We start from the raw sequence: 23,455 nt of genomic DNA on the forward strand, positions 1-23,455 counted from the left end.
GTAGTACTTGGGTTTGTTCAGTCCTGCTGTTCGCTGTAGCCCTCATACTTCGGGGCTGTCGCAGCCATCAGGTTTAATTAACTTGGGCTGGTGGTTCTTTGGCGAGGTTGCTTTTCTAACGTCGATTATTCCCCTCCTTGTTTAAGGGAGCATAGGGGCGGGGCGGTTAAGTAATATGAATTTATTCGGAAAGACGCTGCAGTAATGCTTGGGTTTGTTCAGTCCTGCTGTTCGCTGTAGCCCTCATACTTCGGGGCTGTCGCTGCCATCAGGTTTAGGTTACTTGGGTTGGTGGTTCTTTGGCTAGATTGTCTTTCTGGCGTCGATTACTCCCCTCCTTGTTTTAAGGAGGGGGTGCCCCTGGGGCGGGGTGGTTAGCGTTAGGGATTGTAAGGGTTTAGTACCGATCCTTCATCGGTACCGGAGCGTAGCGCAGCCCTGCAAAGCCCGACCCTTGCGTAGCTTGGGGAACGCCCAATTCAGTTAAGAGTTGGCAGTTAGCAATTAACAGTTGGTTCTTGTAGACTTCCGAAGTTTGCTGATGCCCTAGGCCCTGAAAACTTCGGAAGTCTTGCTTTTATTCTTCTTTTGCTTTTCCCTTTTTTCTCGATTTTATAGCTTGTGTAAGTAAAAACTCGATCTGCCCGTTCGTACTTCTGAACTCATCGGCAGCCCAGGTTTCTACTTCTTTTAATAAAGCAGGACTAATTCTTAATACAAAAGCTTTTTTATCTTTCTCCGCCATTCTTATTGTATTGCTTGTATATTATACCTCGTTTTTAAATTAATAAGGAACATTTCGAGTTCTTCTATCTTATTTGAGCTGAACAGGAGCTTTTTGCCGTTTTTAAACTCCAATTGTAGTCCTCTGTTTTTATCGTTTAAAAGGTAAGCTTTGTCTCTAAATTTAAACCAAAGGCGGTTTTTTACACCATAACCGCCGTATTCAGAAAATGCATCATACTTCCTGATATAAGCTTTTTCAATGCTTACCCAATGGAAACGACTTGGTGTAAAGTGAAAGGGAGGATACCGGAAGGAAACGCCTTCAGCAGTTATTTTTAGTATGAGCTTACTCTGTTGCACGAAAAAAATGATTAAAAATGGTGATAGAAGCGCTAAAACCGGAGCGAAGTACATGGCTTTAAGTTCAGCGAAACTAAAACCGTTATTCTGAAAAATAAGTATGGCCGCTGTTGGGAATATAGTTGCTGCAGTTACCAGATATAGCCACCAGATCTTCAAACCATGTTTTTCCTCAAATTCCATTTTGTCTAATTATATAAGGTTCCGGTGTTTACCACGGGCTGTACATGGCGATCGCCGCAAAGTACAACCAGTAAATTGCTTACCATAGCTGCTTTACGTTCTTCATCCAGTTCAACAATTCCTTTTTGCGATAATTTCTCTAAAGCCATCTCTACCATACCTACAGCACCTTCTACAATTAATTTACGGGCTGCAATAACCGCAGTGGCCTGCTGACGCTGTAACATGGCACTGGCAATTTCTGGTGCATAAGCCAAATGTGAAATTCTGGCTTCTAAAACTTCAATACCCGCTCTCGATAAACGTTCGTTCAGTTCGTTTTCTAAAAGCTCGCTTACTTTATCTGCACCATCTTTTAAGGTAATGGTGGTTTCTTCACCTTCGGAATGATCATAAGGGAAAATGTTGGCCAAATGCCTTACAGCGGCTTCGCTTTGTATGTTTACGTATTGCATGTAATTTTCAACAGAGAAAACGGCTTTGGCTGTTTCGTTTACCTTCCAAACTACCACAGCAGCAATTTCGATCGGGTTGCCCAGTTTGTCGTTAACCTTTAACTGTTGCCCGTTTAAATTGTTTGCTTTTAACGATAAACGCCTTTTAGCGGTTAGCGGATTTACCCAGAAAAATCCATCGGCTTTTACTGTACCAATATATTTTCCGAAAAGGGTGAGTACCATTGATTGATTGGGATTGATGATTAAAAAGCCCGGGAATATTAAAAATATATCTATGGCCAGTAAAATTCCTCCCCAGAGAAAAATTTCTGAAACAAAACAGAAAATAGAAGCGCCCAGCAATGCAATGCATAGTGCGAATGTTAGATAGCCAGATGGCGGGTTAATAATTTTTTCCTGATACATAATTGATATTAATTTGATATCATAAAGTAAAATATAAAATCTGGTAATTGCAAACAAAACCTGTAAAATGTATATTAGATAAAAATGCTATTTTTGACAATACAATAATTACATCGTTTTGGCCAAAATAAAGAGAAATTCACACAAAATCCTTTACCGGAAGTATTCATCAAACCTAAAATATGTGATGATGATATTTACCGTTTTCATTATTACGTTATTCCTGCCCAAACAGCCCCGGTTTAGATATGAGTTTGAAAAAAATGCAGTATGGAAAAACAAGGACCTGATTTCGCCCTTCAGTTTTGCTATTTTAAAAACCAATCCGCAGGTTAACGCCGATAAAAAGAATGCACTAAAAGATATTTTACCTGTTTACCAATTCGATAGGGGCATTACGGCAAATGCGCTGGAAGAGTTTGCCAACGAGTTTGATGTGAAATGGAAATCCAAGCAACTTAACGAAAAAGATAAGGACGTTTATAAAAGTGCTTCCTATAAATTGCTGCAGAACATTTACGAGAAAGGGATTATTGGTTTAAATGTGAAACATCAGGCAGGAGGGAAGAACTATGACTTTTCTTTACTTGAAAACAATGTTGCTCAGGAAAAGAATACTCAGGATGTTTTTACTGCAGAATCGGCCCTGAAGTTTTTTAAAGATAATTTTAAAGCCCCCAATCAGGTAATGGGCGATCTGGTTGCAAACCTTGCCATTGATCACATTACCCCGAACATTGTATTTGATGAGCGGCTAACCCAAACCATACAGGATAACACGGTTAACAATATCTCTACTACCAAGGGTATGGTACAGAAAGGAGAGCTTATTGTAGCGAAGAATGATGTTATTGATGAAGAAATTTATCAGAAACTGGAATCTTATAAAGCAACCTACGATGCGCAAAGCAAAACAATTGGTAGCAGGGCATTGGTTTATTTGGGGCAGGTAATATTGGTTGGCTTTATACTTGCCATTTTAATGTCGTTCCTTTTTCTTTTCAGGAAGGATATTTTTGCCGATAACCGTCAGCTTTCCTTAATCCTGATTGTTACCACGGGGATGTTACTGGCATTAACCTGGGCCATTAAAATGGAAATCCCGAGTTTGTACTACATTCCGTTCTGTGTAGTACCCATTATTATTAGGATCCTGTTTGATACCCGTTTGGCACTTTACCTCCATATGCTGGTGATTTTAATTGCTGGTTTTTTTGTGGCCAATAGTTTCGAGTTTGTGTTTTATCAGGTTACTGCGGGCATGGTTGCCATATTCAGTATAAAAAACTTTGTTAAGCGCGAAAGATTCCTGGTTTCGGCCTTATTTATTCTTCTGGCTTATTTGGTTTCTTTTATAGGCATTGCCCTGCTTCGTGAAGGATCTTTCCGTGAAATAGAATGGATGAATTTTATTCCTTTTGTTTTTAGTGTACTCTTATCTCTTTTAGCTTACCCCTTAATTTATCTGTTCGAACGTATTTTTGGTATCACATCAGATGTGGCTTTAATTGAGCTCACCAATACCAATAATAAATTGTTAAGGGAGCTTGCCTTTAAAGCGCCTGGAACGTTTCAGCACTCTTTACAGGTGGCAAACCTTGCAGAGGCCGCAATATTTAAAATAGGGGGTAATTCTGTCCTGGTAAGGGCAGGTGCCTTATATCATGATATTGGTAAGGTAGACAATCCGCAATATTTTATCGAGAACCAGAATACCGCTGTTAGTCCGCACGATAAACTGCCATATGAACAAAGTGCGCAGATTATTATTCAGCATGTGCATAAAGGAATTGAAATTTTAAGGAAGAACCAGATCCCTGAAGCGATTATTGATTTTATCAGAACACACCATGGAAATACCCGGGTGGATTATTTTTATCAGTCTTTTTTGAAAAATACGCCTGAAAAATTTGTCGACGAAAACATTTTCCGCTACCCCGGACCAATACCTTTTAGTAAAGAAACTGGTGTGTTAATGCTCGCCGATTCGGTTGAAGCTGCCTCAAGAAGCCTGAAAAATCCCGATGCGCAGAACATAAATGACATCGTTGAACGGATAATTAACTACAAATTGGAGCAAAATCAGTTAGATGACTGCGATTTAACATTAAAAGATATTGAGACTATCAAATTGATATTCAAGACGATGCTTATGAGCATCTATCATGTGCGTATAGATTATCAACAAATTTTGTAATTTTTTTTTGTTGGATAACTTGTTTTACTATATTTGCAGACCTCAAAACAACGCCGGTAGGGCGGAAAATAGAGGTCGAAAGGAGAGGTGCCTGAGTGGCCGAAAGGAACAGTTTGCTAAACTGTCGTACTGGTAACGGTACCGCGGGTTCGAATCCCGCCCTCTCCGCAGAAAATAAAAATTTGCAAATAAAAATGGAATTATCAATTTAAAACCGTTTCTTTGCAATCCCTTCGAAAAAGGGAAATTAAAAAGAAGATACCAAGTTCGGGATGTAGCGTAGCCCGGTATCGCGCCTGCTTTGGGAGCAGGAGGTCGTAGGTTCGAATCCTGCCATCCCGACAAAAAGTTGATCCACTTTTAAAACAGGATTAAAAGATCGATACCAAGTTCGGGATGTAGCGTAGCCCGGTATCGCGCCTGCTTTGGGAGCAGGAGGTCGTAGGTTCGAATCCTGCCATCCCGACACAAAACAGAGAGCCTTTAGATCGTTAGATTTAAAGGCTTTTTTGTTTTAATGTTGATATTTTGGGAATCAAACGGGATCAAGGATCAATAGGATCAAGCGGAAAAGTTGGGGGAATATCTAGGCATATATTTTCGATAATCTAAATAAGAAGAATTTAATATCCCTGACGCCTCTTGATGTTGCCCTAAAAGCTTTGATCTTTGCATTGAAAGATTCTTCAGAGGCATTTGTGGATCTGTTAATAAAGAAATTAAGGATATACAGATAATGCGAATGAATTGATATGGCAATAGTCCTGAAGCAATCAATTCCGCATGATTCGACTTCATAATACCTTATTGCCAATCTTAATCACCGATAATAAAATTCATTTGATGACAATACCGATCGATCCAATTGAGTAGTCCGTGACTATCTATTAAATCTATTAGATGGCTCATTTCATGTTTTCTTTTCCACGCATCTGCTGAAAAATGAGAAGTAGTGACTAAAATGCCTTTGTTTGCCCGCTCTCGTAGTAGCACATCATTAAAACCTCTAACAACATTTATTCCTACAGGATTTTTTTTCAAGTTGCGTTTACATTCAATAACTATCTTGATATCGAATCCAGAAATATTTTTAGTGGCTTCAATATCATAACCATTGTCCCTAGTTTGCTGAGTTAGCCTGATTTCAAAATTTTCAGCAAGAAGCATTTCAGCAATAATATGTTCGAAAAGTCTTGGCGATATTTCGAATAGCAGGTCATTATTATAATGAATATCTTTGATAATGCTACGTATATATTCTTGCTTTTCGGTAGTAAATTCTTCTAGTTTTACAAATATAAAATCTGGAATTTCAGCCCAGGTTTTCTTTATGGCATTAAGGATTTCATTGTAATAGGACAAACTTCTTACAGCTTTAATTTGACGAACAATAGATGCATATCCTGTAGCAGGCCATATACTTATACATCCGAGTTTATCGAGCGCTTGTACATAATCCAGCAGTTGATGATTGTTTTTAGCATGTTGTTCATCAACGAATCTTGAAAACTCACAATCTCCAAAAAACGTGATTCCTGCCTCTTCGTCAATAAATTCTGCTGATGCTTCTTTATCTAAATTTGAATCTTGCGGTTTAAACTTCCTGTTATACATACGGTAAATAATGTTACTGATACATAATTATGTTATGACTCTATAAAGGTATCTGATCCGATGGCGGATTTTGGTAAATTCAGCTGTCTGTTTTTACATTTATGATGATTGGGCCTTTCGTTAAAAACTGACTAATGATTCCGTGTGCAAGTGATTGCGGAGGAGAATCTGACCGCGTTTTTGGGTGCCCTTGGTCAATTTTGTGTCTAACAGTTCTGCGATTTAGGCCTGATCCTTGTTGTAGAAGTTGTACCAGGCGTGCAGTTCTGCAAATCCGGCTTCCATCCGCCTTTATATGATCTAACATCCATAAATTTTCCCTGGTATATTTTTGCCGATTTGTCAAATGCATCAGCAGGTTTCAAAATTTTCATACCTTCAGCAAGATTTAAACAATAAAATTAAAAATAACGCACGCTGGTTTTATATTCTTTTGTTTTCTCCTGATCGGATCCTGCTTAACGTTTCCAGCCTTAGTCCAAGGAACGAAGCAACATACCGGAGCGGCACACGGTTAATCATCCAGGGGAAGGCTTGAAGCAGGTGTTTATAGCGGCCCGTGGCAGAGGGAATCTGGCAGATAAAGCCCCTGTCATTCGCTCCTCTATAATGAAGCTCCATGATCTTTCTACCAATAATGTTTGCCTCTGCAAAATTTTTATAAAGCATAGTCGTGAGCTCATGAGGTATGGCAATCAGCTCTACATCCTCTATCGCCTGAAGGTATTCGTCTGATTCCTCTGCAGTCCATAAATTGCGGATGGTTCCTACAATTTCATTTTCCTGACAGATCCAGGAGGTGATCTCCGTTCCCGAGTCCTTTTAGAATCCCCTTACTACCCCTTTTAAAATCAGGTACAGATATCTATTACGGTCTATCGGGGAGATAATATATCTGTTCTTGCGGAAACTCACCGGAAAGGTGAGGCTATCAATAAGTGCCTCCATTTCAGCTGTTAGGGGGTGAAAGCTATTGTATAGGGCAATAAGTGGGGAAGCACCGTTATAGGAGTCCCATTTGCTATTTTCCTGCGCACCGGCCATGATTCTTTAGTTTAGCTTTTCAGATAGGATAAAAGTAATTAAAAGACTAAACTTTTCAAATTTCGTTGGTGCAGATTAATTGGATGGTGTTTTGATCTCAGTTAGCAGGAAAATTCAGCTGATCATAAAGTCCTATTAAAATACCAGGTCGGTAGCTATATCGCGGTTCATCAGTATAAATTTGGCAAATATTAAAATGGCTTGTTTTGGGCACTTAGTGATGTGCGTAAAGCGCCCGATAAGGCAAGCATTTCACAGACTTTATCATTCCAGTCTATCAGTGCATCTTCAGGAGATGTTCCAAGGCCTGAAACATCGTGTTCCTCTTCAAAAGATAATACAGCGTAATAGCAATCACCGTCTTGATAAACGGAGGGTTTAAACTGCATTACAAATGTTGGTAGCCTGTATCTGTTATAATCAAAATCTATCAGTTTTCCTGGGATTGTCCTGGCCGGCTGTTTCATAGCTTGCTATTTTATTGAAACTCTTGGTTTACTTGCCATCTGCTTATGGTAAGCAAATGCATTTGTAAATTAGTCAATCAATGTTTCCTTAAGGTTAGCAGGTTATTGTTTGTTTGTTAACTGTTTGGTGTAAATATGTTTTAGCAAAAATACCTGATATGCTTTTTCTTAAGATTGGGGTTTCCCATTTGCCCAGAATCATTTTTTACAGGAGAAACCTGTTGCTGAACTTTTAGATGTGGCACATTGAGCAGGAGAATGATGGTGAGCAGGCATTTTTAATATTGATATTTGATCGATATGATCAGTGAATAAAGATATTTTTTTTTGCGTTTAATCTTTTTGGCTCAACTACAGTCAAATCCCATCTATACCCATTTAGCCATGAAGGTTGAAAAGAAAACTTTAAAAACATCAGATAAAAGCGAGAATGAGGTACGTGAAAGTGTCTTTCCCAAAAGAATGGTGCTTTTTATCCTTGTGTTAAGCACAATACTAATGATCTTGATTTTGTTTAAAGATTAACCTGGGTTGAAATGTTTTCTCTTATCCAACGCATGCTGAGTACGGTTATTAATATAAGTTTTATTTATGTTCAGTTTTCAGGATTTAAAGCTTGGTTGGTTGATCTTGCAGATGAAAAATTAATTTTCCGCCTTGCACCAGCAATTGGTGTTTAATTTGGTTTTGGGTAAAAGGCTTTCCATTTAAACTGATTTTTGAAATGTAAATAGAATTTTTGTTCTTTTTAATGGCTGTTATAACTAATTTTTTGCCGTTTATGAAAGATATGGTAGCCTGTTTAAACAAAGGGCTGGTGAGTTGATAGTTTCCTGAAACAGGATCTACCGGATAAAAACCGAGTGCTGCAAATACATACCATGCCGACATTTGCCCCGCATCGTCGTTGCCACTTAAACCACCAGCGCCTTCCCCATACTCTTCTGCCAAAATGCGTGATACCTGCATCTGGGTTTTCCATGGAGAAGAGGTGTAGTTGTATAAAAATGGAATCTGGTGACCAGGCTCATTACCATGCCAATATTCTTTTTTATTAAAGAGCGAATCCAGTTCATTTTCGAGTTTTTTACGCCCACCCATCAACTTGATTAGTCCGGGCATATCATGCGGTACATAAAAAGTATACTGTCTTGGGGTTCCTTCTGTAATATAAGGTTCGCGGTGATCTGGATAAAAAGGCTTGTACCAGTTGCCATTGGCAAAACGGCCGCTAACCATTCCAACATTGGGATCAAAAACATGTTGGTAATTAAGCGATCGTTTTGAAAGCTCCTGGTAATCGGTGTCTTTGCCCAAATCTTTCGCGATACTTGCGAGTGCATAATCATCGTATGCATACTCTAAGGTTCTACTTACCTGTTCTTTTTTATGAAAAGCGTTTGGGATACTGTCTTCTAACGGAATATAGCCATACTTTAAATAACTGTTAATTCCACGTCGGCCTTTTCCATTCAGATAATCAACAGAATCGGGCATTTGAAAGGCATTTTGCCTCATCAATCGGTAAGCTTCATTAATATCATAATTGCGGATTCCTTTATTATATGCGGAAGCAATGAAAGCAGTGGCATGATCCCCAATCATAGCGGCAGTATAACTGTTCCAGCAAGGGAAAATAGGCATCCAGCCACCTTGCTGACCTTTTAATACCATCGAATTAACAAGGCTGTTAGCTAAGTTGGGATTTAATAGCTCAACTAAAGGTAATTGCGCACGGTAAATATCCCACATCGAAAAATCATCGTAATAATTGCCTTTATTTATTATTTTGTTCTGATATTTTCCATCAAATTGCGGATATTTCCCATCTACGTCATTGTACAACCTGGGATGTTGCATAGCATGATAGAGGGCCGTATAAAAGATTTTTTTCCCTTTTTCATTTGTGTCTGAAATACGTACCTGTGATAGGAATTTTTCCCAAGCCTGATTGGTACGTGTTAAAACAGTATCAAAATTATCATTTTTAATCTCACTTTCCAGGTTGGCCTTGGCAGCTGCGATACCTGTAAAAGAGGTGCCAGAATAAATCACTAACTGTTCTCCTTTTTGCAGTTTAAAGCCTGCATAGGCACCAAGATCTTTTTTATTGCTGATGTTTTGCTGATTAAAAATATGACCTTCGCTATAAACCCCTGCTGAAGTAAAGGATTTTTTAAAACGGATGAAAAAATAACCACTAAAGCCTGCAGGTTCTCCCCATCCCTGATAAATCCGGTGAACAGGATTATATCCGGAAACTTCACCTTTTTCTGCATCAACTTGAATAAAACCTTTGTTCTGATCGCTATTGGGTGTAACTAAAACATAAACGCTATCCGTTTTTAGCGCGGTTATCCGCATTACACCGCTTCTAAGGCTGGCTGTAATTTCTGTTAACAGTTGATGTTGGGGTAATTTTAATTTGTAATAGGAGGGAGTAGAAACTTCGTTTTCGTGGACATAATTTTCTGCATATTGAGCTGCATTGGTTTTAAGTTGACCTGAAATGGGCATAATGGTAAAGCTTCCATAATCTTGGGTGCAAGAACCACTGATCCAATGGCTTGCCCTAAATCCATAAAACTTTTTGTTGTTGTAATAATAAGGTGCCAAACATTTTTTTTCAGTCAATTGCGTTTGTGGCGTCCATTGTGTCATACTAAAAGGCGGCGCTACAGCCGGAATGGTATTGGCCAGGCGTTCGGTTTTATCTTCAATATGCTGGCTGGCCAGTGTGGTGCTGGCAGAAGTACCCGAAAATGGCTGAACGTATGGAATTAAAGGCTGTTTTTGTGCATAAACAACGTTTGTATAAGTAACCGCTATAGCCGAAAGGAACAGAAACTGTATTACTTTTTTTAATTTTGACGCGCTATTTTTTAAATCAGTTAATAACATATGTATAGTGGGGCAGGATTTGATATTAAAGGAAGTTCTTTTAATGGCTTCTTTGGTCTTCAAGAGTAATTTGGTGTTTTTAATATCGCTCGTTTCGTCATCCTGAACTCGTTTCAGGATCTTTCTAGTAATTACTTAGCGTATGGAGCCTACTAGCCTGCCTTAAATTTTCAAGAACCATTTTCTATCATAAAGAAATTTCAAGATTCCAAGCTGTATCAGTAGAACACCTAGCCATAAACCTGCCTGCTGCCAGGTCAAAGGTATTTTAGCGATAACTCCACCAAAGAGGAATTGTGAGGTAGATTCGAAATTGAAAAGCCCATGGGCGCAAACATAAATTAAAATAGAGTTTGTACCGATCCAGATGAAAGGTAAGCTCCATTTTTGATGAGTTTTAACATCAATAATGTAATAGAAGAAGGAGAACAGCACCAGACTGAATCCACCGGCAACCAATACAAAAGAACTTGTCCACATGTTTTTATTGACAGGAAAAAACTGGTTCCATAGTAATCCAAGCGAAACCAGTACTATGCCTGCTATAAAGAGGTATAAAGCTTTTAAAACCAGACTGAAACGATTGCTTTTAGCGTTTAGGAATGTTCCCGTAAATACCCCTAAAAGGGCTGTTGCAATAGCAGGGATAGTGCTCAATAAACCTTCTGGATCGTAAACTGTACGATGGAGTTTGCCGGGCAACAATAAGCGGTCTACATATGCTGCCAGATTACCTTCGGGTGTTAAAACGCCATTTCCAAAACCAGGAACAGGTATGGCTATCATAATGATGTAGTAGCCCAATAAAATACCCAGCAGCCAGATAAGCTGTTTACGTAACGAAAAATTGAGGTAAATTAAGGCGGCAAAAAAAGTGGAAAGGGCAATCCGGCCAAGTACGCTCGCGAAACGTGTACTTTCGTAGCCTTCCCATTTGAGCAGGCCGTTTACCACCATTCCAAGAAAGATTAAAATCAGTGTTCTCCTGATCAGTGCATAATAAATACCTTTTGCCGATTTTTTTTTATCATTTCCGGCATTTAAATGTTTTTCGTAGGAAAATGGCATCGAAACACCAGAGATAAAAATGAAAAGCGGAAAAATCAGGTCGTAAAAAGTAAAACCATTCCAAAGGGAGTGATGAAGCTGGTTGCTGAGGCCAACCAAAAAACTTTCGAAAAATGATAAATGGCCATTGCTGGCGATGGTCCAATCATTGGGGTTTCTAATCAAATGGTGTGCTTTCATTACACCGTTTGCTAGTCCGTGGAAAATACCTTCTCCACTAATAATCCAGAACATATCAAAACCGCGTAAGGCATCTAAAGAAAGTAGTCTTTTCTTTTTCGGTAAAAGCAAATCCTGTGGTGCAGATTCGGTAATGGCCATAATATTTTTAAGCTAATGATGGGCGATTTTTGTTTTCTAAAAATAAGCGCTGTTAGGAGAAAAGCAGCATTTATTTTTTGATAATGGTATTATAAATAATTTCTCCTTCATCGTTAATGGTTTGTACACGGATTAAATCTTTACTGACCGAAAAAAGCATGAAACCATACACAGAAGCCACCATCTGGGCATTATCAATGAGTTTTACAGGTGTTTTTTCTGATGCTGCTCCTGAAATAAAGTGATGCGTTTTGCCTTCAGGTTTAATATACTGCAAGCTGTGCTCATGCCCGGTGAGGTATACATCTACGCCATAACGATCAAGAATTGGTTTAAGAGAACGGCGGATTGCTTTGGTATCATATCCATCTGTGCGGCTTCCTCCAGTATACATGGGATGATGACCTACAACAATTTTCCATCTGATGCTTGGATCTTCATCACTTAATATTTTGGCCAGCCATCGTTTCTGTTGGGTAGTATCCTGGCCTTTTACGTTTGGGCCGTATTCTGAATTTTTGTAAAATTCTGGAATTAAAGGGTTGGTATCGATAAAAGCAATCAATACCTGATTATTCAGATCTCCGTTGATGGGGAATTTCTTTGCGTGATAACGGGCAGGCATTTTCCATCTTCTGCTGATTTTTGAATAGGCTACCTGGGCATCTGGATTGGATTTATAATCGTGGTTACCCAGTACCGGATACCAATCCCATTGCAAAGAAAATGCAGTATAAATATCTTCAAATGAATATTTAAAAAGTGGATCGTGCTCACTGATTACACCGCTAGGGTAGAAGTTATCGCCCGTAGAAATGATAAACTGTGCCTTAACATCCGCTGCTGTAATGCCCATTTGCTGTGCAACCTGTTTCTGATGGTCGGCACCGTTCCTTCCCCAATCGCCCATGGCAATAAAATTAAGCGATAGGGCATCTTTAGTTAAAGTTTTGGTTGGTGGGGTGGTTTCAGATTGTGTTTTTAGTAAAACCTGAGCTTGCAATGAACAATAGGTAAATAGGAAAATCAATAAAAGTAAGTGTTTCCTCATGGAGATAAATTTAAAGTGCTTGAGCAATTTTGGTGGGCCATCGGCCTTAAACAGGATGGGAAAAAAGAAATTCCTCTGGCTTTTACACCAGAGAAATTTTTAGTTTTTTTTTACCGATGGTTAATTGTAACCAGGGTTTTGCTTTAGCTTAGGATTTAAAATCATAGCTGATGATGGAATCGGCATTAGTCGATGAAAAGTTTGTGCATCCGTTTTAAAACCCCATGTTCCTTCATATTTACCAAAGCGGATCATATCGTTGCGGTGCCAGCATTCCCAGGCCATTTCTCTGCAACGTTCTTTATATAAATCCTCTAAAGTAATTGATGTCCATGCAGGAGAAGTAGTACGAACGGCACGTAACTGATTTACTAATGATAAGGCTGTTTGCCCTTGAGTAGGCGTTGCACCTCTAAGTATAGCTTCAGCTTTCATCAACAGGATATCAGAATATCTGAATATTGGTACATCATTATTTTGATTTCTGCTGGATGAGGTGCTATCACAATAAAATTTATTGTTCCGATAACCCATATTCCATGAAACCTCGTCATTTCCGGCATCAAAAGGTCGGGATGCATCTCTAAGGGTAACATTTGGTGTAATATCAACCTGGTAAGTGAGTGCAGCTGAACCATCAGCGCCTGCATAAAATTGATCGTATCCTTTTTTGGTGGTAGCTACTGTTACTGGTCTGCCATCATTCAAAAATTGTAGTCCCTTAATCCATTGTGCATTTCTTTTATCATTAGGATCGTTAAAATTTGCGTAAAATTCTGGTAATGTACTCATCGGGGCACTTGGTGTAAATTTTAAGCTGTATTTTGCCTGTAACGATCTTGGTAGCGAATATCTCGAATAGATCATGGTACCATTACTAAATCCAGGATCGAAAGGGATAGCAAAAATAAATTCTTTTATCTGCGGGCCATTATCAATGAAGAACATTTTTCTGTAATCGCTTTCTAAACTATAAGGAGAACCTGAGGCACCAATAATGGCATCACACATGGCTACCGCTTCATTGTATTTTGGTGTATTGATATAAACTTCTGCATTAAGGTACATTTTAGCCAAAATAGCATACGCTGTATATTTATTTGGGCGGCCATAGGTCGCTGTTCCTACGGCGCTGCTTAAATTAGGCAATACTTCTTTAAGTTCCGCTTCAATAAAATTAAAAACTTCCTGACGCGATTTGGTATCGGGCGGTGTTGTTTGTCCGAAAGTAGTTACAACAGGAATATTCCCCCATAAATCCATCATCATGAAGAATGCCAAGGCTCTGGTAGCCCTAACTTCTGCTACTGCTGCTGTTTTTCCCGAAGATTCAGGCGCGTCTTTCAGTAAGAACAAGCTTTGATTTGCTTTACTGATTGTTGCGGAAAGCCAGCCCCAGCCACTATTAACATGGCCATTATCCTTATTCCAGGTATGCTTATGATGGTTTTCAAATACTCCACCATCATACCAGTTACCGCCCCTGGCAGGCATAATGGCTTCATCGGTACTTAACGACTGCATAAAGAAATAATCGGTACTCCAGTTTTGGCGAAGCTGTACATATACCTGACCGGTTAGCTGTATAAAGTGCTGGTCTGTTTGGGGAAATGTTTCAGGAGTTAGCTGTGTTTCCACTTTCAAATCCAGTTTATGGCAGGATGTCAACATGCTTAGAGATAAAGCTGTCCCTGCAATGTATTTGATAAGATTTTTCATCTTTTTAAATTTTAGTTAAATGATACGTTTAACCCGAATAAAAATGTTCTGGTTTTAGGGTAAAAGTTATTGGTATCTACCCCTGGAGCGGTACCGCCCTGGTTGATCTCTGGGTCTATTCCTTTATAACCGGTAATTACAAACAGGTTATTCGCTGTGGTATACAATCGGATAGAATTTACACCAGGGATAAGGCCTTTTTTGAAAGTATATCCAAGTGTAGCATTATCTAAACGCAGGTAACTGCCATTTTCTAAGAATCTGCTTGAATATTTATATGAGTTGAAATCAGCTGATGATTCATTTTCAACCTCTACAGGGATATTGGTGAACTGGGCCGTGCTCGGTCTGAATAAATCAGCACGTGTTACGTTCATAATTTTAACGCCCAATACTGCTCTCATAAATACACTTAAATCAAAATTTTTATATCTTAAATTGTTTGACCAACCTAACAGCGCTTTCGGTTGCGCATTTCCAAGAATATAATAATCTGTTTTATTAAGCAGATTTTGTGTTTTAATGTTACCTGCAGCATCATAATACTGTGAAACACCATTTGCATCTTTACCTGCATATTTAAATGTGAAAAATGTTCCGATCGGCTGCCCTGGCTGAAGTATTTGCAATGTTGCACCACTTTGTCCGGCACCGTCAGGAGAAACGGTAAGGCGATCCTCGATATTGAATCTACTATCGTCAGATAAGGTAATAATTTTATTTTGGTTATGTGCCAGATTAAATCCGGTAGTCCAGCTGAAGTTATCGGTGCTTACTGGCGTACCGTTTAAAACTACCTCAATACCTTTATTACTCAGTTTACCCACATTGGCCGTATAAAGTGGCGCTGGAAACAAGTTATTATCAACGCCAAATTGCAGTATTAAATCAGTTGTTTTTTTATCATATAGATCTACAGATCCTGTTAATCTGCCATTGAATAGCCCGAAATCTAAACCAATATTGGTTGTGGCCGTTCTTTCCCATCTTAAATCGGGGTTTTCATTTTGGACTGCACCATACGCACCTTCTCTCGGCGAACCGTTATAATAAAATTGCCCTACCTGCCCATAAATGAGTTTAGTGGTAAGTGGAGCAAAGCCAAGAGAGTTACCCGCAATACCATAACTACCTCTCAATTTAAGGGTTTTAATTACGCCTGCGTTTTTAAAGAAATTTTCCTGATCAATGTTCCAGGCTGCACCCACAGATGGGTAATAACCCCATGTTTCATTTATTCCGAACACATTTGACCCATCTCTTCTGATTGATCCCTGAATAAGGTATTTGTTTTTATAATTATAATTTACCCTTGCAAAATCAGAGATCATCAAAATTTCCTGATAAGTTACGCTTGGATTAAAATCAACTCTAAAATCAGTAACCGCATAAGGGTTTCCTAAACTTAAATTATTATAATTTACCTGGTTAATCGGGAAATTTGTAGAAGTAGCTTGAAAACCATCGTTATTCAGCGATTGCTGATAAGAATAACCAACCACGGCATTGATATCATGGTCGCCAAATTTTTTATTCCAGGTTAAGTAGGTTTCAATAATTTTATTGGTGTTTTGATAGGCATTTCTTACTGCCAAACCATCCTTACCTACTAAGGTTACAAAACTTGGATTTGCTGGTGGATCTGGTGTATTTCGAACATTGTTATACCTGGAAGTATAAATGCTATTATAAAATGCGCCATAAACATTTTGGCTATTCTGATATGATGCTGAAATATCGTAAGAGAAGCCGAATGGTAATTTTAAGTTAATCGTTAAATTACCCAGGATGTTTTTATTCTTAAGATTCTCATTACCGTTTTCAAGCATAGAAACCGGATTATAGTAGCTGGTCTGGATTAGGTTATCGAAATAGGATCCATCTGGATTTTTAACAGGCGCTGTTGGCAGATAAGTAAGCATTTGTGACAGCACCGTATTACGATAAGGAACCAGATTAGCGTTGGTTACCGAGTTGCTGATGTTCAATCCAATCTTCAACTTATCGTTTAAAGCCTTTTGTTCAATTCCGATGCGGCCAATAAATCTATTTAAATCACTGGTTTTAATAATTCCATCTTGTTTAAAATAATTTAAACTGGCATTATAAGTAGTCTTCTCGGTACCACCACTTAAAGAAATATTGTGGTTGTATGATAAAGCATCACTGCGCTGTACCTCATCCTGCCAGTTGGTATTTGCACCTTTATCGTTTGCAGGCGTTAATGCAGAATTGGTTTTTGCTAAAAAGGCACGTAACTGATCTGAATTCATCATGTCATATCGGTTAGATACGTTTTCTACACCAAAGTAACCATTGTAAGCAATTTGTGTTGCACCCGCTACACCTCTTTTTGTGGTTACCATAATTACACCATTGGCAGCTCTGTTGCCATAAATAGCAGCAGCGGCAGCATCTTTCAATACATCGATCGAAGCAATATCATCTGGTGCAAGAATAGAAATGTCAGCACCAACCACACCATCAATTACAAATAGTGGCGATTGAGCACCTTCACGAAGGGTAGATGCACCACGCATAATGATTGCAGCGTTACGGTTTGGGTCGCCGCTTCTGGTAATGTTTAATCCTGGTACTTTACCTTGCAACATCTGACCAACATCGCTAATTGCACCTTTATTCAAATCATCACCTTTAACAGTAGAGATAGAACTGGTTAATGCTTTTCTTGAGCTTTTACCATAACCAACAACTACTACATCAGTAAGCGATGAACTCGCTTCGTTGATGACTACCTGATAGGTGGATGCGTTAGTTACCGTAAGTTCTTTTGTTTGGTAGCCCAAAAAACTGAAGAGGATTTTGTCACCTGTTTTTGCTGAAATGGTAAAGGATCCGCCGGCACTGGTTGAGGTAACTTTAGTAGTTCCTTTAACGGTAACTGAAGCGCCTACAATAGGCAGTTTAGCGTCGTCTATTAAATTTCCGGTAATTTTTCGTTCCGTTTGTGCAAAAGCAGTATTGAACGATTGGCTGATCAGTAAAAGTAGCAAAAAGATGCTGGCATACTTTAAGCTCGTACATTTAAATCTCATGATTTTTGTAGATTTAGGTTCATAAATTGTTTGTTTTGTTTAGTTATTGTTTGGAGATAGAATGTTAAAATTTAATAGTAGCCGGCAGATATTTGGCCACAAGCGCTTTGTAATAAGGCTCTAGTTCTGCCCAGCTCTTCTGATTGGGGTTTTTAGAGTACAGATCATAAGGGTTAAACAGGTTAACCCATTTGAACATTTCATGATCTTTATCATTCATCAGGTGATCGTATGCATTTTCCCTGTGCTGCGAGTAAAAGGAATGGTAACGGAGCATGTATAAACCTGGCTCCGGAATGTAGGGCTTCATCATGTGGTATACATATTCGTCATGGCCCCAAGACATGTCTACATTGTCTAGACCACAATTTTGGGTATACACACCCAATTTGGTCTGATAGGTTTCGTTTTTAAAATCGGGGTTCTGACTGAAAAATTCTGGATAAACAATTTTATCTGAATAGGCGCAACCTACCGGAAAAGTATCGCCCACTACGGCCCATTGCGGTTCCCCAAATAAACAAAGCACTTTACCCATATCATGAATTAACCCCACCAATACCATCCAATCGGGGTGGCCATCATTACGAATGGCTTCAGAGGTTTGCAACAAATGCTGCATCTGGTCCAGATCGGTATCAGGATCAGAATCATCTACTAGCTTGTTCAAAAAATCAAATGCACTCCAGATTGGCATTTCCTGTTTGTCGAACTTTAAATAATCTGCTTTTTTCTGTTTTACGAAATCATATGTTTGATAAGTATGGTTAAGCCTGTAAAATTCTTTTACGCTGTCTTTTTCCGTTTCATCATAATTTCTGAACTGCTCTTCTTTTTTTTCAGCATTGATGTTTTTTGGATCAGGATAGCGGATTAAAATATCCTCTTCCCATTGATCAAGATTTTGCAATGGATTTTGATTATCCTTTGAAGCTTCGCTTTGGTTTCTCATAAGGCTAGAAATGGATTGGTTAAAGATTTTCTTTGGTTTTATAAGTTAAAGTTGAGTTTTTAGAAGCTTAAACTTTTATATTTCACCGATTTTATTTACGTAAACGATTAAGTAAAATTTAATTCTATACGATGTAATCAACTTTAATTTGTTTATATTTAATAGGTTACAGTTTGTGTTTCATTAACGGTCGTGCTTTTCTGCCTGAATGCCCATTAGTGAAATGTATAAAAGAAAAGAAATAAACGTTGTTATTACGATTATTTCATATTTTCGTTTGTAGCAGATACTTTTTCTTAGTCGAAAGAAGTATCTTATTGCTGTAACCAACAAATGTTATGGACATAAATTCGGTAAACCCGCTCTAAAAATCGGAGTAAGCTGGATTGTTTTTGATGAAGATGCTGGTGAAAAAGAAGCTTTTGACCTATTGTATCGCTAATTAGTGTTATATAGGGCATTTCCTCTGAAAAAAACTAACGAAACAAATTTTTAAAACATGGCGGAAGCAGTGAACATTAAGCGGTTGGCTCAGGAATTAAATATTTCCATCGCAACCGTTTCTAAGGCCCTCAATGACAGTTACGAGATCAGTTTAAAAACTAAAAACAGGGTGTGGACCTTAGCCAAAGAGTTAAATTATACACCCAATCCAGCCGCCAGCAACCTACGGAGCCATAAAACTAAAACGGTAGCGGTGATTATTCCCTGTGTAGCCAATAACTTTTTCTCACTATCCATTAAAGGAATCGAAGAAATTGCAAGGCAATACGGTTACCATGTACTTATTTATCAAACGCACGAGAATATAGAAGCAGAAGTAGCCTTCACCAATAGTTTATTAAATGGCAGGGTAGATGGCATTCTTACATCAGTATCGAGTAGTGAATATAACAGTGAATATTATACCAACCTGGTTAAGAAAATTCCATTGGTGTTTTTTGACCGCGTTTATGAAAACCTGGATGCAGTTAAAGTAACTACCGATGATTACGAAATTGCTTTTCAGGCGACTGAGCATTTAATTGAATGCGGTTGTACCAAAATTGCGTATTTATATGGATTGGAAAATCTTCCTGCTGGTAAAGCCAGGTTTGCAGGTTATCTTGATGCATTGAAAACACATGGAATAGCTGCTGATGAGCAGCCCATTGTTAAATATCAGGATGACGAAGAACTTAATCTGCAACATATAAAGGAACTGCTTAAGAAGTATAAGCCCGATGCACTTTTTTCTTCCATTGAAGAATTTATTATTCCTGCTTATTGCGCCTGCAGAGAAATGGACCTAAAAATTCCGAATGATGTAAAAATACTGAGCTTTTCGAACCTGAGTACAGCAAAACTATTGAGCCCCTCACTTACCACAATCTCACAGCCAGCCTTCGAAATCGGACGCGAAGCGGCAAAATGCCTGTTCAAAATTCTCAATAATAAACAACTGGATGATGAACAGAACATTATATTGAAATCGGTGCTCACTAAGCGTGAATCAACAGGCTGTTAACAGGAGTAGATCTATATATTGCTGGCTGCTACGCGAAAACGTTTACGTAATTAAATAATCGAATTTAGCCCCCAACATTAGGATTTTTTCTGATTTTTAAAAAAAACCAAATATAAAAAATCTATATGAACCACCTGTCTGCATTCGATTATGCTGTTTTTTTGATGTATTTTATTATTGTTTCGGCATATGGTTATTGGGTTTATCGAAGCAAGAAAAAAAAGCGTACCGATACCAAGGATTATTTTCTGGCAGAAGGCTCGCTCACCTGGTGGGCAATTGGTGCCTCTATCATTGCTTCTAATATTTCTGCGGAGCATTTTATTGGCATGTCAGGTTCGGGTTTTGCTATGGGGCTTGCCATCGCAAGTTATGAATGGATGGCAGCTGCTACGCTAATTATTGTAGCCATATTTTTTCTGCCCATTTATATCAAGAACAAAATTTATACCATGCCACAGTTCCTGTCCAACCGCTATAATAATACGGTAAGTACGCTGATGGCTGTTTTTTGGTTACTCGTTTATGTATTTGTAAACTTAACGTCTATTTTCTTTCTTGGTGCTATTGCTATTGAAACCATTACGGGCGTTCCTTTTAATATATGCATTGTTTTTCTGGCCATTTTTTCTGCTATCATTACGCTGGGAGGGATGAAGGTAATTGGTTATACCGATGTAATACAGGTTTTTGTCTTAGTTGCAGGTGGGTTGATTACCTGTTATATGGCACTTAAACTCGTATCCGAAAAATTAGATGCACCAAGTGTTTTAGCCTCGCTTCCATTATTACGCAGTGAAGCTTCTGATCATTTTCATATGATATTTTCGAAAGGCGATAAATTCTACAACGAACTGCCAGGTATTGCGGTATTGGTAGGTGGTTTGTGGATCAATAATTTAAATTACTGGGGCTGTAACCAGTATATCGTTCAAAGGGCACTGGGAGCCGATTTAAAAACCGGGCGCAACGGACTAATATTTGCTGCATTTTTAAAATTACTCATTCCGGTAATTGTTGTTATTCCTGGTATTGCGGCTTATGTGCTTTATCAACGTGGTTATTTCCATTCAGAAATGCTCGATGCCGCCGGAACAGTTAAACCCGATCATGCTTATCCGGTGCTCATGAATTTATTGCCTGCAGGAATTAAAGGCCTTGCTTTTGCCGCACTAACTGCTGCTATTGTAGCCTCTTTAGCAGGGAAATGCAACAGTATAGCCACTATTTTTACGCTTGATATTTACAAAAAGTTTATCAAACCCGAAGCTTCAGAAACCCGTTTGGTTTCAGTTGGGCGGTGGTCTGTTGTTATTGCATCCTTAATCGCTATCGTTATTGCGCCTGCATTGCGTAGTTTCGATCAGGTTTATCAGTTCATTCAAGAATATGTCGGTTTTATTTCGCCAGGTGTTTTTGCCATCTTTTTACTGGGCTTTTTCTGGAAGAAAACAACCTCGCGTGCTGCACTTACCGCTGCATTATTAACCATACCATTATCTATCCTGTTTAAATTTTTACCCACATTAACCGATGGGGCCATTGAGCCAATCCCTTTCTTAAACAGGATGTCGTGGGTATTTGTGATCATCATTATTTTGATGGTTTTGGTTACGCTAACCGATCCGAAAAGTAAAGATAATCCACAGGGTCTTGAAATAGACCGCAGCATGTTTAAAGTTACTCCGGCATTTACCATTGCCTCGGTTATAATATGTGGTATTCTTGCAGCACTTTACACCGTTTTTTGGTAAACGGGCCTTTGCCTAAAATAGCCTTATGTATTTATTCCTAATGAATTGAAAATGAAGATCAAAATATTACTTTTTTTTGCAACGCTGATTTCTTTCGGTGCGCTGGCCCAAAATAAATTGTACAATATTAAAAGCTACGGTGCAGTTGGCGATGGCAAAACCAATGATGCAGTTGCTATTCAGAAAACCATCGATGCCTGTGCAGCAGCAGGCGGCGGACAGGTAATTGTACCAGCTGGTTATGTGTTTTTAACAGGTCCTTTTAACTTAAAATCGTTCATCGATTTAAGAGTGGAAGGTGGGGCTAAGCTTTTGGCTAGTCCAGATGAAAGATTATACACCCAAAGTGCCTTTCGTGAAAACAAGGGCGAGGGAACCATCTGGATTGGAGGAGAAAAACTTGAACAGGTAAGCATCAGCGGAACAGGCATAATTGATGGAAATGGAATTTCGTTTATGGGGGAGGAGCTTAGCGACTCATATGTATTAAAACCTTTTAATGTTGTAGACCCCAGGCCGCATTTGCTTACTTTAATCGGCTGTAATAAACTGAACATAGATGGTGTAACTTTTCAGAATTCAGCTTATTGGACGGTTCATTTAGTGGGTTGTAATGATGTATCGATATCAAATATTACGCTGTTGAACAGTATTAAAATCCGTAACAGCGATGGGATTGATCTTGATCACAGTAAAAATGTGAGGATTACCAATTGTTTTATCGAATCGGGTGATGATTGTATCTGCTTAAAAAACAGACGGGAATTTGAAGAATATGGTGCATGCGAAAATATTGTGATTAGCAACTGTACCATGACCTCTAGCTCATGTGCCATTAAAATAGGTTCTGAAAATATGGACCGGATCAGTAATGTGCTCATCAATAATTGTAATATCAGGAAAAGCAACCGCGGCATTGGTATTCAAAACCGTGATGAGGGGACAGTAGACAACGTAATTTTCTCCAACCTGTTTATCGAATCGAAACTTTTTTCGGATGTATGGTGGGGCAAGGCAGAGCCGATTTATATTACTGCTTACCCAAGAGCAACCAGCAACAATAAAGATGCGGGTTGGCGTTTACCAAAAGGACAAACCAAGGGAAAGGTAGGAGCGGTTAAGAATATTTATTTCAGCAATATCCGCTGTACGGGAGAAAGTGGTGTGTACATCAGCGGCGAAAGTCCAGATAAAATTTCAGAGATCTACTTTGATCAGGTTAGTGTTTATCTTAATAAAACGACAAAGGAAGAAGGAGGTGTGTACGACCGTAGGCCGAGCAATGTGGAAGGGCTTGTTAAAAGTGCAATTGCTGGCTTTTATTTTGAAAATACAGGATACATCAGCTTACTCAACAGTAATGTGGTGTGGGGCTTAAATAAACCTGGTTATGCAGGAAAAGCCTTAGAACAAAAGAATGTGAAAATGCTTAAAACGGTTAACTTCAGCGAAACTACTGTAAACAAATAATTAGCGGATAAATAACAGCATTAAGGCTTTGGCTGTACATCTGTCAGCCCGGCATTGCTATGCGCTAATGTGCTTTTTAAATACTTTCTTACTTAAACGTTTACGCAAATAAATACTTCTAAATCCAATTAAAGGCCTGCTTTTTTTAACAACTTCGCTATACTGCAATCTATACCAGAGCTAAACTTAAGGAAGATAACAG

Annotated in this window: 18 protein-coding genes and 3 tRNA genes; 7 read left to right on the plus strand and 14 right to left on the minus strand. The window is 38.7% G+C overall.

Features of this window, described 5'->3' with window-relative positions:
* Positions 1-577: 577 nt before the first annotated feature.
* The 3 genes from ACTJKN_RS09265 to ACTJKN_RS09275 are packed head-to-tail and all read right to left on the minus strand — an operon-like array spanning position 578 to position 2,132.
* A complete protein-coding gene (locus ACTJKN_RS09265) occupies positions 578-745 on the minus strand; it encodes an Arc family DNA binding domain-containing protein (RefSeq protein ID WP_086545783.1) in 168 nt (55 codons plus the stop codon).
* Positions 746-747: 2 nt separating this feature from the next.
* Positions 748-1,269, minus strand: coding sequence for a hypothetical protein (locus ACTJKN_RS09270; protein WP_440824328.1), 522 nt, complete (start codon positions 1,267-1,269; stop codon positions 748-750).
* A 5-nt stretch (positions 1,270-1,274) separates the two neighbouring features.
* A complete protein-coding gene (locus tag ACTJKN_RS09275; RefSeq protein WP_230140059.1) occupies positions 1,275-2,132 on the minus strand; it encodes an SPFH domain-containing protein in 858 nt (285 codons plus the stop codon).
* A gap of 190 nt (positions 2,133-2,322) precedes the next feature.
* Between ACTJKN_RS09275 and ACTJKN_RS09280 the strand changes: the two genes are divergently transcribed.
* The 4 genes from ACTJKN_RS09280 (at position 2,323) to ACTJKN_RS09295 (ending at position 4,795) form a co-directional block, all read left to right on the plus strand.
* Positions 2,323-4,329: an HD family phosphohydrolase gene (locus ACTJKN_RS09280; RefSeq protein WP_440824960.1), complete on the plus strand. Its 2,007-nt coding sequence runs from the start codon at positions 2,323-2,325 to the stop codon at positions 4,327-4,329.
* 81 nt (positions 4,330-4,410) lie between these two features.
* A tRNA-Ser gene (locus ACTJKN_RS09285) sits at positions 4,411-4,497 on the plus strand.
* Between the two features lie 100 nt (positions 4,498-4,597).
* Positions 4,598-4,671: transfer RNA gene (locus tag ACTJKN_RS09290), tRNA-Pro, on the plus strand.
* Positions 4,672-4,721: 50 nt separating this feature from the next.
* Positions 4,722-4,795, plus strand: a tRNA-Pro gene (locus ACTJKN_RS09295).
* Between the two features lie 120 nt (positions 4,796-4,915).
* On the opposite strand, the gene ACTJKN_RS09300 is transcribed toward ACTJKN_RS09295, so the two are convergent.
* The 11 genes from ACTJKN_RS09300 to ACTJKN_RS09350 form a co-directional block, all read right to left on the minus strand.
* Positions 4,916-5,143 (minus strand): transposase, encoded by a 228-nt coding sequence (locus tag ACTJKN_RS09300; RefSeq protein ID WP_440824330.1) that lies wholly within the window; start codon positions 5,141-5,143, stop codon positions 4,916-4,918.
* Between the two features lie 2 nt (positions 5,144-5,145).
* On the minus strand, positions 5,146-5,943 hold the full coding sequence (locus tag ACTJKN_RS09305) for a restriction endonuclease (RefSeq protein WP_440824332.1): 798 nt from the start codon (positions 5,941-5,943) through the stop codon (positions 5,146-5,148).
* A gap of 206 nt (positions 5,944-6,149) precedes the next feature.
* On the minus strand, positions 6,150-6,317 hold the full coding sequence (locus ACTJKN_RS09310; RefSeq protein ID WP_440824334.1) for a hypothetical protein: 168 nt from the start codon (positions 6,315-6,317) through the stop codon (positions 6,150-6,152).
* Between the two features lie 448 nt (positions 6,318-6,765).
* The gene (locus ACTJKN_RS09315) at positions 6,766-6,987 is read right to left on the minus strand and encodes a hypothetical protein (RefSeq protein ID WP_440824335.1); all 222 of its coding nucleotides are present in this window, start codon (positions 6,985-6,987) and stop codon (positions 6,766-6,768) included.
* Positions 6,988-7,178: 191 nt separating this feature from the next.
* Positions 7,179-7,454, minus strand: coding sequence for a hypothetical protein (locus ACTJKN_RS09320; RefSeq protein ID WP_440824337.1), 276 nt, complete (start codon positions 7,452-7,454; stop codon positions 7,179-7,181).
* Between the two features lie 609 nt (positions 7,455-8,063).
* Positions 8,064-10,418 carry a GH92 family glycosyl hydrolase gene (locus ACTJKN_RS09325; RefSeq protein WP_440824339.1) on the minus strand — a complete coding sequence of 785 codons (2,355 nt, stop codon included), beginning with the start codon at positions 10,416-10,418 and terminating at the stop codon, positions 8,064-8,066.
* A 99-nt stretch (positions 10,419-10,517) separates the two neighbouring features.
* Positions 10,518-11,744: an acyltransferase family protein gene (locus ACTJKN_RS09330; protein ID WP_440824341.1), complete on the minus strand. Its 1,227-nt coding sequence runs from the start codon at positions 11,742-11,744 to the stop codon at positions 10,518-10,520.
* 70 nt (positions 11,745-11,814) lie between these two features.
* A complete protein-coding gene (locus tag ACTJKN_RS09335) occupies positions 11,815-12,795 on the minus strand; it encodes a purple acid phosphatase family protein (protein WP_440824343.1) in 981 nt (326 codons plus the stop codon).
* 120 nt (positions 12,796-12,915) lie between these two features.
* Positions 12,916-14,514: a RagB/SusD family nutrient uptake outer membrane protein gene (locus ACTJKN_RS09340; RefSeq protein WP_440824345.1), complete on the minus strand. Its 1,599-nt coding sequence runs from the start codon at positions 14,512-14,514 to the stop codon at positions 12,916-12,918.
* 11 nt (positions 14,515-14,525) lie between these two features.
* Positions 14,526-17,570 carry a SusC/RagA family TonB-linked outer membrane protein gene (locus ACTJKN_RS09345; RefSeq protein WP_440824347.1) on the minus strand — a complete coding sequence of 1,015 codons (3,045 nt, stop codon included), beginning with the start codon at positions 17,568-17,570 and terminating at the stop codon, positions 14,526-14,528.
* A 64-nt stretch (positions 17,571-17,634) separates the two neighbouring features.
* Positions 17,635-18,522, minus strand: a complete 888-nt coding sequence (locus tag ACTJKN_RS09350) for an inositol oxygenase family protein (RefSeq protein ID WP_440824349.1) — start codon at positions 18,520-18,522, stop codon at positions 17,635-17,637.
* 499 nt (positions 18,523-19,021) lie between these two features.
* Between ACTJKN_RS09350 and ACTJKN_RS09355 the strand changes: the two genes are divergently transcribed.
* The 3 genes from ACTJKN_RS09355 (at position 19,022) to ACTJKN_RS09365 (ending at position 23,253) form a co-directional block, all read left to right on the plus strand.
* The gene (locus ACTJKN_RS09355) at positions 19,022-20,029 is read left to right on the plus strand and encodes a LacI family DNA-binding transcriptional regulator (RefSeq protein ID WP_440824351.1); all 1,008 of its coding nucleotides are present in this window, start codon (positions 19,022-19,024) and stop codon (positions 20,027-20,029) included.
* Between the two features lie 125 nt (positions 20,030-20,154).
* Positions 20,155-21,783: a sodium/sugar symporter gene (locus ACTJKN_RS09360; RefSeq protein ID WP_440824353.1), complete on the plus strand. Its 1,629-nt coding sequence runs from the start codon at positions 20,155-20,157 to the stop codon at positions 21,781-21,783.
* A gap of 51 nt (positions 21,784-21,834) precedes the next feature.
* Complete coding sequence (locus ACTJKN_RS09365) at positions 21,835-23,253, plus strand: glycoside hydrolase family 28 protein (protein ID WP_440824355.1); 1,419 nt, start codon at positions 21,835-21,837, stop codon at positions 23,251-23,253.
* Positions 23,254-23,455 lie beyond the last annotated feature (202 nt).

The organism is Pedobacter sp. 22163 (assembly GCF_052045595.1).
Taxonomy (GTDB): Bacteria; Bacteroidota; Bacteroidia; order Sphingobacteriales; family Sphingobacteriaceae; genus Pedobacter.